At 63.7% G+C, this 13,543-nt stretch carries 14 protein-coding genes; 6 read left to right on the top strand and 8 right to left on the bottom strand.

Features of this window, described 5'->3' with window-relative positions; genetic code table 11:
- Positions 1–91: 91 nt before the first annotated feature.
- The 5 genes from AC0L30_RS21165 to AC0L30_RS21145 all read right to left on the bottom strand — a co-directional run bounded on the left by AC0L30_RS21165 (position 92) and on the right by AC0L30_RS21145 (position 7,025).
- The gene (locus AC0L30_RS21165; protein ID WP_473254843.1) at positions 92–940 is read right to left on the bottom strand and encodes a CarD family transcriptional regulator; all 849 of its coding nucleotides are present in this window, start codon (positions 938–940) and stop codon (positions 92–94) included.
- A 343-nt stretch (positions 941–1,283) separates the two neighbouring features.
- On the bottom strand, positions 1,284–1,622 hold the full coding sequence (gene fdxA, locus AC0L30_RS21160) for a ferredoxin FdxA (RefSeq protein ID WP_007599264.1): 339 nt from the start codon (positions 1,620–1,622) through the stop codon (positions 1,284–1,286).
- Positions 1,623–1,754: 132 nt separating this feature from the next.
- Positions 1,755–2,024 carry an RNA-binding S4 domain-containing protein gene (locus tag AC0L30_RS21155; protein WP_083869901.1) on the bottom strand — a complete coding sequence of 90 codons (270 nt, stop codon included), beginning with the start codon at positions 2,022–2,024 and terminating at the stop codon, positions 1,755–1,757.
- Positions 2,025–2,108: 84 nt separating this feature from the next.
- Positions 2,109–5,540: a helicase-related protein gene (locus tag AC0L30_RS21150; RefSeq protein ID WP_219684848.1), complete on the bottom strand. Its 3,432-nt coding sequence runs from the start codon at positions 5,538–5,540 to the stop codon at positions 2,109–2,111.
- Positions 5,541–6,215: 675 nt separating this feature from the next.
- Entirely contained in the window at positions 6,216–7,025 is an 810-nt protein-coding gene (locus AC0L30_RS21145) for a DUF3108 domain-containing protein (RefSeq protein ID WP_473405094.1), read from the bottom strand.
- A 584-nt stretch (positions 7,026–7,609) separates the two neighbouring features.
- On the opposite strand from AC0L30_RS21145, the gene rpmB reads away from it, so the two are divergent.
- The 3 genes from rpmB (at position 7,610) to AC0L30_RS21130 (ending at position 9,503) form a co-directional block, all read left to right on the top strand.
- The gene (gene rpmB / locus AC0L30_RS21140) at positions 7,610–7,921 is read left to right on the top strand and encodes a 50S ribosomal protein L28 (protein ID WP_354159848.1); all 312 of its coding nucleotides are present in this window, start codon (positions 7,610–7,612) and stop codon (positions 7,919–7,921) included.
- Between the two features lie 207 nt (positions 7,922–8,128).
- Entirely contained in the window at positions 8,129–8,479 is a 351-nt protein-coding gene (locus AC0L30_RS21135; protein ID WP_473405093.1) for a hypothetical protein, read from the top strand.
- A gap of 106 nt (positions 8,480–8,585) precedes the next feature.
- A complete protein-coding gene (locus AC0L30_RS21130; RefSeq protein ID WP_473405092.1) occupies positions 8,586–9,503 on the top strand; it encodes a DEAD/DEAH box helicase in 918 nt (305 codons plus the stop codon).
- A gap of 149 nt (positions 9,504–9,652) precedes the next feature.
- On the opposite strand, the gene AC0L30_RS21125 is transcribed toward AC0L30_RS21130, so the two are convergent.
- The 3 genes from AC0L30_RS21125 to AC0L30_RS21115 form a co-directional block, all read right to left on the bottom strand.
- On the bottom strand, positions 9,653–9,931 hold the full coding sequence (locus AC0L30_RS21125; RefSeq protein ID WP_085351675.1) for a DUF1488 family protein: 279 nt from the start codon (positions 9,929–9,931) through the stop codon (positions 9,653–9,655).
- Positions 9,932–10,127: 196 nt separating this feature from the next.
- Positions 10,128–10,424: a hypothetical protein gene (locus AC0L30_RS21120; RefSeq protein WP_018452940.1), complete on the bottom strand. Its 297-nt coding sequence runs from the start codon at positions 10,422–10,424 to the stop codon at positions 10,128–10,130.
- Between the two features lies 1 nt (position 10,425).
- A complete protein-coding gene (locus tag AC0L30_RS21115) occupies positions 10,426–10,683 on the bottom strand; it encodes a hypothetical protein (RefSeq protein WP_027515171.1) in 258 nt (85 codons plus the stop codon).
- A gap of 360 nt (positions 10,684–11,043) precedes the next feature.
- Here AC0L30_RS21115 and AC0L30_RS21110 point away from each other — a divergent pair, with 360 nt between their 5' ends.
- From AC0L30_RS21110 to AC0L30_RS21100, 3 genes are all read left to right on the top strand, one after another.
- On the top strand, positions 11,044–11,175 hold the full coding sequence (locus AC0L30_RS21110) for a hypothetical protein (RefSeq protein ID WP_007599247.1): 132 nt from the start codon (positions 11,044–11,046) through the stop codon (positions 11,173–11,175).
- A gap of 286 nt (positions 11,176–11,461) precedes the next feature.
- Complete coding sequence (locus tag AC0L30_RS21105; RefSeq protein ID WP_473405091.1) at positions 11,462–12,799, top strand: DUF2235 domain-containing protein; 1,338 nt, start codon at positions 11,462–11,464, stop codon at positions 12,797–12,799.
- A 247-nt stretch (positions 12,800–13,046) separates the two neighbouring features.
- Positions 13,047–13,292 (top strand): PilZ domain-containing protein, encoded by a 246-nt coding sequence (locus AC0L30_RS21100; RefSeq protein WP_007599245.1) that lies wholly within the window; start codon positions 13,047–13,049, stop codon positions 13,290–13,292.
- The last annotated feature ends 251 nt before the right edge of the window (positions 13,293–13,543 follow it).

Genomic DNA, 13,543 nt, shown 5'->3' with positions numbered 1-13,543 from the left:
TACGGACCGAGCAAGATCATCCGGCGCCCCAAACAAAAAGCCCGGCCAAACGGCCGGGCTTTTGATCTGTTGCGATCGACGCGCGAGCCGCTTACGCGGCCTCGTCGGCGACCGTGGCTCCGCCCTCGGTCTCGTCGCTATCGCCCTCGGCGTCGGCTTCGCCTTCGGCGGCTTCGGACTTGGCGCCGGTGCGACGCGGGCTCTTGGCGAGCTGGGCCTCGATCTCCTTGACCGCTTCGGTCTCGGTCGAGTGCTGCACCACCGCGATCTCGCGGGAGAGACGGTCGAGCGCGGCTTCATAGAGCTGGCGTTCGCTGTAGGACTGCTCGGGCTGCGATTCGGAGCGATAGAGGTCGCGCACGACTTCCGCGATCGCGACGATGTCGCCCGAGTTGATCTTCGCTTCGTATTCCTGGGCGCGGCGCGACCACATGGTGCGCTTGACGCGGGCACGGCCCTTGAGGGTCTCGAGCGCACGCTTCACCAGCGCGGGCTCGGACAGCTTGCGCATGCCGACATTGGCGACCTTGGCGGTCGGCACGCGCAGCGTCATCTTGTCCTTGATGAAGTTGATGACGAACAGCTCGAGCTTCGCGCCGGCAATCTCCTGCTCCTCGATGGCCAGGATCTGGCCGACGCCGTGGGCGGGATAGACGACGAATTCGTTGGCCTTGAAGCCCTGACGCTGGGTCACGACCTTCTTTTCCTCGACCTTCGGCGCAACAGCCGCGGGCTTCACGGCCGGCTTGGCGGCAGCGACGGGAGCCTTGGCAGGAGCAGCCGCAACAGGAGCCTTTGGCGCGGCGGGCTTGGCAGCGGGAGCCTTGGCAGCGGGCGTCTTGGCAACAGCGGGCTTGGCGGCAGGCTTGGCGGCAGGCTTGGCGGCAACAGGCTTGGCAACGGTCGCTTTCGCGGCCGGCTTGGCAGTCTTGTTAGGCATTGCGCTTCTTTTGTTCTTCGAGGACTTTGCAGCCGGCGCCTTAGTCGCGGTCCGACCCTTGGATGCGCTACGGCTGGCCGCGGCGACTTTCTTGGCGTCCTTATGGGAAGCCTTCGCTGAAGTACTCTTTTTACGCGTTTTCTGTGACACAGCCTGCGCGCGGAAACTGCCACGCCCCTGTTCGACATTTGGTTTCACGGGAACCCAACGGGGCCGACGGGGCTAACCAGGGTTCGGCTCAATGTGCCCAATATAGCACATTTCCCGCAAAAATCAATGATTTAGGGTCTTAAGGGCTGGTTTTCGGCGGTAACGCCGCTAATAGGGTTAAGTTTGACCCGAATTAGTCGCCGGAGCCGGGGTTCGCGGAGAAATACTTGTCGAACTTGCCCTCCATGCCGTCGAAATCCTTGGCGTCGGCAGGTGATTCTTTCTTCTGGGTGATGTTCGGCCAGCTCTTGGCGTAGTCGGCGTTGACCGTGAGCCACTTTTCCAGGCCCGGTTCCGTGTCCGGCTTGATGGCATCGGCGGGACATTCCGGCTCGCACACGCCGCAATCGATGCACTCGTCAGGATGGATGACGAGCATGTTCTCGCCCTCGTAGAAACAATCGACCGGGCAGACCTCGACGCAGTCGGTGTACTTGCACTTGATGCACGCTTCAGTGACGACGTAAGTCATCCAACGCTCCGAAAAGCTCTTTTAAAAGTCGCGGCTTGCGTAGCGCGGATGGCCCGGCGCCGCAAGCTCAGGAACGGCCGATCATGACGGCTTTATGCGCTTGATCGACCAAGAAATGAATTCAAAGCGCAATTAATTGCGCTGAGAATTCGGATGGCCTTCACCGAGCTCTTCGTAGAGCACACGGGCCGAGGCGGCATCGCCGCGGCGTTCGTTGAAGGCGGTGACTTTCAAGACGCGCACAGTGCGATCGAGCGCGATGGTGAGCACGTCGCCGATCTTGATCGCATGCCCCGGCGATTTCTCGCGTGCACCGTTGACGCGAACATGGCCGGACTCGACAAGCTCGGCAGCGGAGGTGCGCGCCTTCACCACCCGCGCGTGCCATAGCCATTTGTCGATGCGCTGCCGCTCGGTCGTGACCCTATTCCCTCTGACGCGTTTTCTTCACGCGAACCGCTCCGCACTTCGCTTGAAAACGCTGTGCTACTCCTTACGCCCGGACAGCTGCTCCTTTAGCGCAGCGAGTTTTGCAAACGGCGAGTTCGGATCGACAGGACGATCGCGTTCGCGCGGATTGGCGCTCGATGCATAGGGACGCAGCGAGGGTCCGCCCTGGCGGTCGCGGCCCTTGTCGCGGTCGCGGCCACGGTTGTCGCGACCCTTGTCGCGATCGCCGCCACCGAACTTGCCCTTGTTGCGATCCTTGTTGTCGCGGTCCTTGTTGCCGCCATTCTTGCCCTCGAAGCGACGGTTCTTGTCGTCGCGCCCCTCGGGACGCGGCGCGGCTTCGGCGCCGCCTTCGCGCGGCTTGCGGAAGTCCCTGCCGCCATCGCGGCCGGAATCCCGGCGATGACCGCCGCCATGGCGATGACGCTCACCGCGTTTCTCGCCGTCGGCGGCAGGCTGGGCTTCGCCTTCGGCAGGCGCAGCGCCGGCTTCAGCGGCCGCCTGCGGACGCGGCTGGTGATGACGCTGGTTGCGATGGCGCTCGTGGCGCGGCTTGCGATCATCGTGACGGCCGGCGGGACGCCAGACCTCGATGAGCTCGGGCTCGGCGGGCGTTGCCGCGGCTTCCACAGGCGCAGCCGCATCGGCCGACGCAGCGGCTTCGGCTGCAGCAGTCTCTGCAGGCGCGGTCTCGGCAGGTGCGGTTTCGGCGGGAGCGGTTTCGGCGGCTTCAACGGGTGCCGCAGCTTCTTCCGCAGGTGGCGCGATGCCGGGAGCGTCTTCCGGCGTGACGGAAGCTTCGAGCGCCGGCTCGTCTTGCACCGGCTCGTCGTGCTGCTCCATGCCGGGCGCGTCTTCGACGGTCACAGGCTCGGCGGCGGCTTCGATCGCGGTTTCCGCAGGCACTGCGGCGTCCTCGACCGGCGTTTCGGTTGCGGGTGCCTCTTCGCTGGAGGCTTCAGCAACAGGCGTCTCGGCAACAGGCGCGGCCGGCTTCGCCGGCAGCGGCGGGCGCTTGTCCATGCGATAGCCGAGCGCACGCAGCACGGAGGCAAAATCTTCGCCGGCCGAACCGGTGAGCGAGGTCATCGCCTGCGTCACCACGAAGCTGCGGCCGTCGAACGCACCGGCGGGCTTTTCGCCGGACGCGTTCTCGCGCCAGGCCAGCGCCGGACGGATCAGATCGGCCAGGCGCTCCAGGATGTCGACGCGGACGGCGCGCTCGCCGGCCTGCTTGTAGCCGAGCACGCGATAGGCGTCGCGCGGCAGCTGCTTGTCGACCGGGAACGAGGTGCGGCCGGAGCTCGCCAGATGCTGCGCGCCCGACAGCGCGGAGGGATCGACATTGTCCTGCTTCAGCGCCCAGAGCAGCGCGGCCAGAGCACGCCCGGCCGGCTTGAGCAGGCCGGGGAAATAGAGGTGATAGGCGCCGAAGCGGACGCCATATTTGCGCAAGGTCGCGCGCGAGGGCTGGTCGAGGTCCTTCAGCTCGTTGGCGATCTTCGGGCGCTCCAGCACGCCGAGCGCCTCGACGAGCTGATAGGCGATGCCGCGGGCGATGCCGGTGACGTCCTCGGCCTTGCTGAGCTCGAACAGCGGCCCGAGCAGCTTTTCGATATGCGTCTTGAGCCAGAGCTCGAGCCGGGCCTGCACCTTGTCGCGGGGGGCGCCCGTGAGGCGTTCGTCGGAGATGATGCGGATGCGCGGATGCAGCGCGTCCTCTGCGGCAGACAGCCGCGCCACGGCATCGCCGGTCCAGCGGATGATGCCTTCCGAAGTCAGCACGAACTGCTCGTCCGGTGCGTTGCCCAGTTTTTCGGCGCGCGCGTTGATCTCGCCGGCGAGCACGGCCTGCGCTGCAGCCTGCAACGCTTTCGCATCGGAGCCGGCTTCCGCCGCATCCGGTGCAAAGGTGAAGCCATCGAGGCGGCCGATGACATGGCCTTCGACGATGACTTCGCCGGTCTTGCCGATTTCAGTATTCAAGCTCGTGTTCTCCCGCAGGCGGCGCATCAATACACTGGTCCGGCGATCAACGAAACGCTCAGTCAAGCGTTCATGGAGCGCATCCGATAATTTATTTTCGACCTCGCGGGCGATCCCCTGCCAGCGTTCGGGGTCTTTCAGCCAGTCGGGACGGTTGGCGACGAAGGTCCAGGTGCGAATCTGCGCGATCCGGGCCGACAGCGTGTCGATATCGCCGTCGACGCGGTCGGCCTGGTCGATCTGGGTCCTGAACCAGGCGTCGGGGATACATCCCTTCCGCATCAGAAAGCCGTACAGCGTGGTGACCAGCTCGGCATGGGCGGCCGGCGACAGCTTTCGATAATCGGGGATTTGGCAGGCCTCCCACAGCCGTTCCACCGCATCCTTGCCGTGCGCGACATCGCGCACCTCAGCGTCGCGGGCGGCGTGGTCGAGTACGCGCATGTCCTCGGCGATGGGCGCGCGCGTCAGCGCCTCGTGGCCGGGGGCCAGGTTCAGCGAGACCTGGAGCGCGCCGAGGGAAGCGAAATCCAGCTTCGAATTGCGCCATTGCAAAACCTTCACGGGATCGAAGGTGTGGTTCTGCAGCGCATTGACGAGCTCGGGCTCGAACGGTGCGCAGCGGCCGGTGGTGCCGAAGGTGCCGTTGCGGGTGGCGCGGCCGGCGCGGCCGGCGATCTGGCCGAATTCGGACGGCGTCAGGCGGCGGAACTGGTAGCCGTCGAACTTGCGGTCGGAGGCGAAGGCGACGTGGTCGACGTCGAGATTGAGCCCCATGCCGACCGCGTCGGTGGCGACGAGGTAATCGACCTCGCCGTTCTGGAACATCGCAACCTGCGCGTTTCGGGTGCGCGGCGACAGCGAGCCCAGCACCACGGCGGCGCCGCCATGCTGCCGGCGGATCAGCTCGGCGATGGCGTAGACCTCGTCAGCCGAGAAGGCGACGATGGCGGTGCGCCGCGGCTGCCGCGTGATCTTGCGGTCGCCGGCGAATTCCAGCTGCGACAGACGCGGCCGCGTGATCATGGAGACGCCCGGCAGCAGCCGCTCGATAATCGGCCGCATGGTCGCAGCGCCCAGCAGCAGCGTCTCGTCGCGGCCACGCCGGTTGAGGATGCGATCGGTGAAGACGTGGCCGCGCTCCAGATCGGAGGCGATCTGCACCTCGTCGACGGCGAGGAACGAGACGTCGAGATCGCGCGGCATCGCCTCCACGGTCGAGACCCAGTAGCGCGGCGATTTCGGCTTGATCTTTTCCTCGCCGGTCACAAGCGCGACGGCGTCGGGGCCGACCCTTGCTGCGATCTTGTTGTAGACCTCGCGCGCCAGCAGACGCAGCGGCAGCCCGATCATGCCGGAGGGATGCGCGAGCATCCGCTCGATGGCGAGATGGGTCTTGCCGGTGTTGGTGGGACCAAGCACCGCAGTGACGCCGGCGCCGGGAAGCCGCTCGGAAGCGAAGGGGGAGGAGGAAAAAGGCATCTGGGGGATTAGGTAATGGCGATTGGGGCGAATGTCAGTGCTGTTTTGGGGCGGTGGCGCGAAGGGCCGGCCTCACACACTGCTGTCATCGCCCGGCTCGACCGGGCGATCCAGTATTCCAGAGGCGGCGCAGATCAAACCGAGAGGGCGCGGCGTACTGGATGCCCCGGTCAAGCCGGGGCATGACGGCGGAGAATGCGGCGCCCTTCCCCGAACCTCGCGCAACTGTCTCACTTTGCGACGCTTTTCCCGTTGGCTTTAAGCTTCGGAACGAGTTGAGAACGAATCGCGGCCGAATCGCTGACTCCCCCTTGAGTCCTGTTCCGTTCTCGCAAGATGTCGCGGGAGGCTTATTGGGTTCGCACTAGATGGAGTTTTGGCCCGCCGCACAAGCGACGTTTCGGTGGCGGATTCGTTAAAGCTGGGGACGGCGCGGAGTCGAATCAGAATCGGGGAGGAGTCAAATGGATTCCCGGCCCTGGAGCCCTCCCAAACAAAAAGTGCGAAAACAACCCCATGCACAGTAGGCATGCCATTGAAATCGCTTGCGTTTATTTTCGCCAAAAAGGGCGGTCCGTAGCCCGCATGAAGCGCAGCGTAATGCGGGAGCCAAGCAAAGAACCCCGGATTACGCTTGCGCTCCATCCGGGCTACGGCAGCGGCAACTGCAGCGCCCTACTGCGTCTTCGCGACCTTGGGCGGCTGGGCCGTGGTGATGAAGCTGGTGGCTTCCAGCATGGCCGGCCCGAGCGGGGTCGGCACTTTCAGCCAGAACGGGACCAGGATGCGCGTTCCCGCGATCGGCGCGAACGCGACCTCGATGTTGCGCTGGGCGGCGAGATATTTGATCACGGGACGGTCTGGGATGTAGCCGGCGATGGGGACGAAATACAGCGAGCAGACCACGACCTGGCCGTGATAGCCCTTCTCCGCCTTCACGTTCTCCATGCGCTTGAAATCGAGCTTGAGCTCGTAGCGCATGCGGCCGTCGAACACGGCGGCGCTGCCGTGACAGGCGTCCGGCGACAGCACGTCGCCGCTGCCTGATACGCGCACCAGCGAGGCCGTCATCGGGTCCCAGACGCCGCGGCGATGCGCGTCGGTGACGACGATGCGGTCGGGATCGACCGGCGGCTCCGGCAGGATGGCAAAATCCTTCACATTGCCCTTGTCGAGCGTGATGCGGATCTCTTCGGTCTTCTTCGACGTGGTGGTGGAGGCCTGATAGCCGGTCGCGACCAGCGCGCCGTTAACGACGCGGCCCTGCGAGGCGCCGGTGCCCGACCCGCCCGCGAACGATTTCAAAAGCCCCGAGGTACCGCCGGAGGCCGCGGCCGCGAACACATCGTCCTGGATGTCGATGTTCCAGGCGCCTCGGCCTACGGGAATGCCCGACAGCGTCGCCTCGTATTGCGCCTCGAGCTTGCCTTGCGCCGCCGCGGGCTCCGCCGCCCACGCCAAGACCAGCCCGAAAAGGGCCGCCATGACCCAGCTTCCGGCAGAGCGCGGATGACTTACGCGTGGATTCCTTGCGCGCCGCTCCGCTGAGCGCAGCTCATTTGGGCGCAGGCTTGGCGCAAGATGAGACGTTGTGAGCACGAAACAATCCAATCGGGGCGCGAACGGTTGTTACTTAAGCCAAATAGCGCGCCAAGCAATGTGTCCGGGCCACTCCGCGTCCGGAACTCCACTGGACTCTTCGGGCGCGAATACGCCCTTTATGTGATGGTAAGGCGCGATAATCATTGCCGTTTTGGTGATCGGGGCGGGTCAGAACCGCGCACCTCACCCCGCCACCTCCACCGCTGTCATGCCCCGCCTTTTGCGCACTGGGGCGGGGCATCCAGTACGCCGCGGCCCCTCTGGTCAGCCGCGCCGTCTCGGCGTACTGGATCGCCCGGTCGAGCCGGGCGATGACACCTACCTTGGAGCACGAAACCCGCCCCAAAACCTTGACGTCCCGCCGCTTCCCCCCTATACGTCCGCCCGCTCCCTGCAAGGACAGAGAATTTGCCCGTGGCGCCCCGAATGGCGGCCGCACATCGTTGGGAAAGATTGAGGATTTTGCCATGTCTCGCCGCTGCGAATTGACGGCCAAGGGCCCCCAGGTCGGCCACACGGTCAGCCACTCCAACATCAAGACCAAGCGCCGCTTCCTGCCGAACCTGGTCAACGTGACCTTCATCAGCGAAGCGCTGGGCCGCAACGTGCGCCTGCGCGTCTCCACCAACGCGATCAAGAGCGTCGACCACAATGGCGGCCTCGATCCCTTCCTGCTCAAGGCCAAGGCCGCCGTGCTGTCGCCGCGCGCCCTCGAGCTGAAGCGCGCCATCCAGAAGAAGGTCGGCCCGGCCCCCGCGCCGGCGAAGAAGGCGAGCTAAGAGTTTTCGGATTGGGCGGAGGCTTGCGTCGGGTGGCGTAGGCTTTAGCCGGATCAAGTTTTGCGTGACGGCCGGATCGGAAGATCGGGCCGTTTTTGTTTTGGCGGCATACGTAGGCTCCACCGACGGGAGCAACTAAGCCTTATTGCTCATTTTAGTTGCATCGATCCACCGTTACCATCTCGAAAATTTCCTGAGTGGGATGGGATGACGATCAAGGAACCGCTGCTAGGGCAGATGAATCAGGGATCAATTTTTTCGTGCGCAAAAGCAGAACGCTATCCAAATTGCCCAGTCCACGGCTTGGTGCTCACCGCGCGGTGCGATCTTGAGCAAGACAAATATAACGTACTCAACTATGCCCCGGCTGTCCCACTCCGCGACTGGCTAAAAGTCGACGGCTATGAGTTAGTCTTGTCGAGAGTTTCCGCTGATTTGATATCCAAAACCGCGTCTGCGCTGAAGACAATCGACCTGCCCCTTAGCATATTAACTTCTCAGACCCCGGCTTCGATTCTTGAAACATATATTCGAGCAGACGGTGCGGAAAAAAACTAAAGCGGACCGAGACAAAATTCGTCGAGCTAGATCAGCGCGTTCAGCAACTCGCCCGTTGGAAGCAAGGGTAAGCTCAGTCGGTCAATTCGACACGGATGACGTCGTATTGACGACCATTGGCCAGCTAGACACGCCGATCTGGCGACGACGGCGCACGCGCGACGGATATGATGCAGTTCTTATCGACGAAACACATCTGTTCAATATCAACGAGCTGCAGCTCTTTCACTATTTCACCCGGATCGAAGGGCCATATCCGATCGCATATTCGGTCGATAGATCGCAGGCTGTTGGAGATAAGGGATGGAGTACCGAGGATATCGCAAGCAACCTTGTAAATTCTCAAGGGGCGGCTGAACAAGCCGAGTTCGTCAGAACGGTCTTTAGGTCCTCGCCTGACATTGTAAATTTGGCATTCGCGGTCCTGGCCTCTGGAGCAACGCTTTTCACTAACTTTGACAACCCGATGGAAGCTGCGGCCTCAGGGTTTACTGAAGGCGAGGAACGGCTCTGCGCTGAGCCAATCTACTACTATGCCGCAAATGAGCAGACCTTAATCGAGGGCGCTTTTGAGCGCGCTGAAGCGTTACAGAAGGACCTTGGATGCCGTCGCAGCGACATTCTGATCGTCAGCCTGAGCGGCAACCTTGTCACTGAATTGACCGAATATGCTCGGAGTAAAAACAAGCCCGCAATTGTTCTTACTCGGCGAGGAGATGCTACCGCAGTTGGCGCGGCGCGCGATGCATCACAATGGGTTGTTGGTCACGCCGATTTTGTGGGCGGCCTGGAGTTTCATGGAGTCATCATCGTCGGCGTCGATGGTGGGCGAGTTCCGCCATCCGCCAGCGATGAAGATTTCAGCAGCAAAAACTTTCTATCTTACGTGTCTCACAATCGATTGTATGTTGCGATAAGCCGCGCGCGTTATCGAGTTGAGCTCCTCGGAGAAAAGGCAAGGGGACCGAGTCGGCTCATAGCGGGCGCTATAGAATCCGGGCTACTAACGCAGCGCGATCTCTAGATATTGTGATGATCTGCGGTGGGCCTCATGACGCTAGTTCTTTGATCCAGCCACCCAATGCTGATTCGAAACCTGGTCATTGGCTGTTCGGCGGAGGCGGGTGAACTGGGCTTCGCACTAGTTCGGCGAAGTAGGCGTCCTCGCGCCCCCTACCCCCGAAAATCAATGCTCCGCAGCACGATCCCCGGCGGCGTGCCTTCGAACTCCGTCGCCTGATATTTGCGTCCGGTGCAGGCTTCGATGCGTTCGCGCAGGCGCGTGAACTGCTCTTCGCGCTCGCTGGGCCGGGCGCGCGGGCCGCGCTCGAGGTCGTCCATGGCGGAGGTCGAGATCGCGCAGGCGATCTCCTTCGCGCCGTCCTGCATCGAGAACTGGACGATGCCGCGGTCCTGGTCGTGGGCGATGAAGCGGCTGGTGGTGAGCGTCATGGGGTACTCCTTTTGCGTCCGCGCGTCGTGCCGGCCTTGTGCGCGATGCGCACGGGGGCGCCGGTCGGCGTTATCGAAGCGGGCTGTGGCACGAGGGTGCACAACAATGCGCTTCGGTGGTTATGGGTCCTGGCTTTCGCCAGGACGACGCCTGTGTTTGCGAGCGCTGCGCTATAGCGCCACGAGTTGGTCGCGTTCAGCCGTCGCCGTTGAGCCTTGCGAAATCGTCGAACAGCGCGGCGACCAGCGCCCGGTGGCGGGTGTCCTCGGTGGGCAGGCTCGCGGCATAGAGGTTGAGCAGATGGCGGGCCTTCACGGCGGCCTCCGGCCAGGACGTGGCGGGCACCGACATCATGCGGTTTTCGAGCTCGGCCTCGCGCTCGCGCAGCTCCCTGACCTGGGCCTCGACATCGGCCAGCGCGCGGCGCAGATCGGTTGCCTTCTGGGCGGCCATGCCGCGGTGGCTGTCGAGATCGACCGGGATGTCAGTCATTTCAGGCACTCGCGTCGATACGTTGGGCATCCGCCAGGTCGACCGAGCCGATCGACAGCATCTCCGTCGCACCGCGCACGCCTTCGGAGGGCACCGTGATCATGGTGGCGACGCGGCGATAGGACGCGAAGGACAGGCCCTCGATCATCTCCTCGTCGGTGACGACCTCATAAGCGCCGGCCGGCAATTCGCGCTCGAGGCCGCGGATGTGGAATGGATGCTTGAAGGTGATGGTTTCTCGCCGCGAGCGGATGGTCATGCGCGCCTGCCTTTCGCAAAGAAGGGGCCCCAACCGACACCAGCTGGTCACGACCATGCGCTTGTTACCCGGCAATAGCCAGCATTATGTCAGCGTGGGCCGGGACTTAAGCGGCAAGCGCGGTGCTCGCACGCGGCGTTTTAGTCCTCGCCATCGGCAGGACGCGGGCGTACGCTCGACCACGTCAGCGCAGCTCACGCAATTGCCGCGCGTCGATGTTGCGCTGCATCTTTCGCGCCTCGTGTGCGCGGCGGCGATCTTCAATGGCTCGGGCGGAGGCGTCTCGTCGTCATGCCCAGCGACCATTGCAGCGCCGATCTCGTACGCGGGCGAACTCGAAACCCAGGAGGAGACGACGTCATGGCCAAGGGACAACAACGCAGCAACCGCGAGACCAAGAAGCCGAAGAAAGACAAGATCAAGACCAGCGCCGCAGCGCCCAGCCGCAAGGATGCGGCGTGGCAGCCGGAGATCGGGCAGAAGAAGAAGTAGCGGGGCGGCCTCTTTCACAACGGCGGGGCTCTCGCATATGACGCTCAGCGGCGCCTGAGCGAGCGCCTCGTCCTTCGAGACGACCGCTTCGCGGTCTCCTCAGGATGAGGCTTGGCTGCACTCATCTGCGTTGAAATGCCACCGCACACTCATCCCTCATCCTGAGGGCCCGCCGCAGGCGGGCGTCTCGAAGGACGGCCGCAGTCGAACTTCCGGCCATACATCTCCTTCTCCCCGCGCTTTTCCGCTATACTCGCCCGGGTAGCATCAGCGGGAGGGGCGTACTGTGGAGCACGAGCGCAACGCCGACCACACATCCGAGCCGAAGAATCTCGTCATCTGCTGTGACGGCACCGGCAACGAGATTTCCGAAAATATCTCCAACGTCCTGAAGCTCTATCGCTGCCTGCGCAAGACCGCCAAGACGCGGCCGCGGCAGATGGTGTTCTACGATCCCGGGGTCGGCACGGTGACCGAGCCGTCGACGTGGCACCGCTGGAAAGCCAACGTCAATCTGGTGCTGGGGCTCGCCACCGGCTACGGGCTCGATGACAACACGCTGTCGGCCTATTGCTTCCTGGTCGAGCACTACGCGCCGGGCGACAGGATCTACCTGTTCGGCTTCTCGCGCGGCGCCTATACCGTGCGCGTGCTGGCGGGGCTGATCCACAAGATCGGCCTGATCTCGCCGGAGCAGGCCAACCTCGCAGGCAGTGGCCTCGTCGCCTACAAGCAATATTCCGGCACCGGGCGCGGCAACGATGTCAGCGACCTCGTCGATGAGGGTTTTGACGACAGCGGGCCGCTGCCGAAAAACAAGTTCGATCTCGCCGCCCAGTTCGCACGCATCACCTCGTCGCGCTGGCCGACCATCCGCTTCATCGGCGTCTGGGACACGGTGGCGAGCGTGATCGTGCCGCGCGCCGACCGGGGCTATTTGCCGAGCTTCGAGGAGCTCGCCTTCACGCTGCGCAATCCCAGCGTCAACATCTTCCGCCAGGCGATCGCCATCGACGAGCGGCGCTGCATGTTCCGCCTCAAGCAGTATGAGGAGCCGCAGGATTACTGGCGCAACCGCTTCGTGCCCGACGACAAGAAGGAGCCGCAGGACATCCTGCAGGTGTGGTTCGCCGGCGTGCATTGCGACGTCGGCGGCGGCTATCCGGAAGCCGAGAGCGGCGAGTCCAAATATCCGCTGCTCTGGATGATCGAGGAGGCGACGAAGGCGGGGCTGAACTTCAACCCGCGCACGGTGAACCAGCTCGCCTGGGGCATCCAGCGCAAGAACTCGCCGTTCCAATACGTGTCGCCGGCTACCACCGGCAAGACCGGCGAGCTGCATGATTCGATGACGGTGCCCTGGCGCGTGCTGGAGTATCTGCCGAAGAGCGCGACCTACAAGGAATGGCCGGAGCGGAAGGTGTTTATGGGGCTCTACATCCCGGATTGCGAACCGCGCCTCATCCCCGAAGGCGCGCATGTGCACGAGAGCGTGTTGAAGCGGATGGCGGTGGAGCCGGGCTATCGGCCGGTGAATCTGCCGAAGGAGTATGTGACGGTGCCGATGCCGGTGCCGCCGGGTGTGGGCGCTGGAGGCGAGGCGGGGGAGATCGTGGTGGGGTGACTCCGCTCGTCATTGCGAGCGCAGCGAAGAAATCCAGAATCTTTCCGCAGAGGAAGTCTGGATTGCTTCGCTGCGCTCGCAATGACGGACGGGCTTTGATGGCAGCCGCACCCCGCTACCGCCGCTTTCTCCATTCGCCAATACTTTTCATTAAAATTCTCCGCCCCGCCTTAGCCGGATCGAATCAACTCCTTGGCATCATCGACAAACCACCCGCGCCATCCGCGGAAATTGGAGGAGAGTGCCAATGCATCCGCGCCGACATGCCCGCGTCAAACCCGCAGGCCTCGTGTCCCGCCAGGCCAAGATCATCACCGACCCGCGCGCGCCGGTGATCCCCTGCACGCTGATCGACTATTCGCCGGGCGGCGCCTGCGTCGATCTCGGCGGCCAGGTGAAGATTCCCGATCGCTTCGAGCTGCTGCATGTCAACACCAAGAAGCGCTGCCGCGTGGCGTGGAAGCGCGGCACGAAAGTGGGCGTGGTGTTTTGAGTCCTTCCAGCTGCTGAACAAGGCCGCGCTCCACACTCCGCTCGGCTCCCTCCCCCCTTGTGGGGGAGGGTTGGGGAGAGGGGTGGCCCAGCAAAAGGTGTCGGCGACCTGCGAAGTGACGGCAACAGAGTCTCGCTTCATTCGACAGAGCACGCCGTGTGGCTACCCCTCTCCTGTCCAGCGGATGGATGGGTAACAAAACAGACCGGATGGATGGGTAACAGTCGTTCATGATTTGGTCGGCTGCGGCG

It is taken from the genome of Bradyrhizobium sp. MI1.11 (assembly GCF_055811255.1).
This window is presented reverse-complemented; position numbering and strand designations above follow the sequence as displayed.

Excerpts from the sequence above, each read along its gene's own strand:
- AC0L30_RS21100 (WP_007599245.1), top strand. The coding sequence starts at position 13,047 with ATGCATCCGCGCCGACATGCCCGCGTCAAACCCGCAGGCCTCGTGTCC.
- AC0L30_RS21125 (WP_085351675.1), bottom strand. The coding sequence starts at position 9,931 with ATGACGCTCACCACCAGCCGCTTCATCGCCCACGACCAGGACCGCGGC.
- AC0L30_RS21150 (WP_219684848.1), bottom strand. The coding sequence starts at position 5,540 with ATGCCTTTTTCCTCCTCCCCCTTCGCTTCCGAGCGGCTTCCCGGCGCC.
- AC0L30_RS21120 (WP_018452940.1), bottom strand. The coding sequence starts at position 10,424 with ATGACTGACATCCCGGTCGATCTCGACAGCCACCGCGGCATGGCCGCC.
- AC0L30_RS21115 (WP_027515171.1), bottom strand. The coding sequence starts at position 10,683 with ATGACCATCCGCTCGCGGCGAGAAACCATCACCTTCAAGCATCCATTC.
- AC0L30_RS21110 (WP_007599247.1), top strand. The coding sequence starts at position 11,044 with ATGGCCAAGGGACAACAACGCAGCAACCGCGAGACCAAGAAGCCGAAG.
- rpmB (WP_354159848.1), top strand. The coding sequence starts at position 7,610 with ATGTCTCGCCGCTGCGAATTGACGGCCAAGGGCCCCCAGGTCGGCCAC.
- AC0L30_RS21165 (WP_473254843.1), bottom strand. The coding sequence starts at position 940 with ATGCCTAACAAGACTGCCAAGCCGGCCGCGAAAGCGACCGTTGCCAAG.
- AC0L30_RS21145 (WP_473405094.1), bottom strand. The coding sequence starts at position 7,025 with ATGGCGGCCCTTTTCGGGCTGGTCTTGGCGTGGGCGGCGGAGCCCGCG.
- fdxA (WP_007599264.1), bottom strand. The coding sequence starts at position 1,622 with ATGACTTACGTCGTCACTGAAGCGTGCATCAAGTGCAAGTACACCGAC.
- AC0L30_RS21135 (WP_473405093.1), top strand. The coding sequence starts at position 8,129 with ATGACGATCAAGGAACCGCTGCTAGGGCAGATGAATCAGGGATCAATT.